The sequence below is a fragment of the Streptomyces diversicolor genome, from assembly GCF_057537855.1.
Map to the genome: position 1 here is coordinate 1 of NZ_BAAJXA010000126.1, position 1,333 is coordinate 1,333.

The window sequence follows — 1,333 nt, forward strand, 5'->3', positions numbered from 1 at the left end:
GCGGTGTAGGTCCTGGGTGAGGTGGCGGGCGAGGCGGAGCTGGGCGTGGGCGGCCAGGATCAGGTGGGTCCAGCGGTCGCCTTGTTCGGGGGTGCGGATCTGGGGTGCGGTCCAGCCGAGTTGTTGTTTGAGGAGCCGGAAGGTGTGTTCGATGTCGAAGCGGCGCAGGTAGGTGCGCCACAGCAGGTCGAGGTCGAAGTCCGTGCCGTCGGGGGCGGTGTGCCACAGCCATACCGGCTTGGGGCTGCGGTGGCCGGGCAGGCGTTCGGCCTCGATGAGGATGAGCGTGCCCGGGACGATGGGCAGTTGCCCCTGGTGGTCCTTCCAGCCGCGGTCGCGCTGGAGTTCCTGGTGCAGCCGGTGCCAGGCATGGACTTTCACGGTGCCGTAGCGGTTGCCGGAGGCGGTGAGTGTGGCGTCGGGTGCCCTCCAGGTGGACCGGTCGGCGAGTTTGAACCGGCTGCCGTGGCGGCGGGGGCGTCCGCCCAGGTGGCGGGGGCGCTGGACAGGATCGGCCCGGAAGACCCGGTTGGCCTTGATACGGCCGAGTACCTGGACTGCGGGGCCGTGCTGGGCCAGCAGGCAGCTGATGCGGGTCAGGTCGTATCCGGCGTCGAAGACGAACACAGGTGCCGGCCGGTGGGCCAGGTGGCCGGCTTCCTGAAGTGCCGCTGTCACCCGTGTGACCTGCTCGACCGTGACCATGGTCGCGTCCTGGCCGGCGGTCAGCCGCACCGTGTCCAGCAGGGCCGTCCATGAGGCCGTGCCCCATTCCAGGCCGGCCGCGAAGGAGTAGGGCCAGCCCGGCACTGCCTTGCGCGTGCTGGTGCACTGGCACGGCGCATGGCAGTAGCACCGCTCGTCGCTGGTGACGGCGTGCGGGCGTGGCCAGGGTGAGATGTCCACCGCGATCTTCACCGGCCCGTTGTCGGCCGGCTGCCAGGAACGCGCCAGCAGGGCGCGCAGAGCCTGAACGTCGAGATCACCGCGGGCCAGGGCGTCATAGAGAGCACCGTGCCCCCGCCGGAACGTCTTCTCCAGCGACAGCTGGACCAGCGAGTCCACCGGACCGTCCGCCGTCAGGACCGCGTCGACAAGTTCGAACAACGCGTCCGCCCGCCGCGTCAGACAGGCGAAGAACTCCTGCCGGAATTGGGACAAGGCGGTCAACGCCTCGACGCGGGAGGCGCCTTCTTGCAGACTGTTCATCGCGGCCTTTGGTTGATCGACGTGTCTCTTGGCAGAAACACATGATCAAGCAGAGGCCGCCTCACTGTCCGGCAAACGACCAACCCCCACCAACAAACGATCTTGATGGGGTTAAAACTCAAGC

At 68.3% G+C, this 1,333-nt stretch carries 1 protein-coding gene; it reads right to left on the bottom strand.

Annotation, left to right across the window (positions count from 1 at the left end; translation table 11 throughout):
* Positions 1-1,209: NF041680 family putative transposase (locus AC27LF_RS45440; RefSeq protein WP_487227891.1), on the bottom strand; the 1,209-nt coding region annotated here is incomplete at its 3' end.
* Positions 1,210-1,333 lie beyond the last annotated feature (124 nt).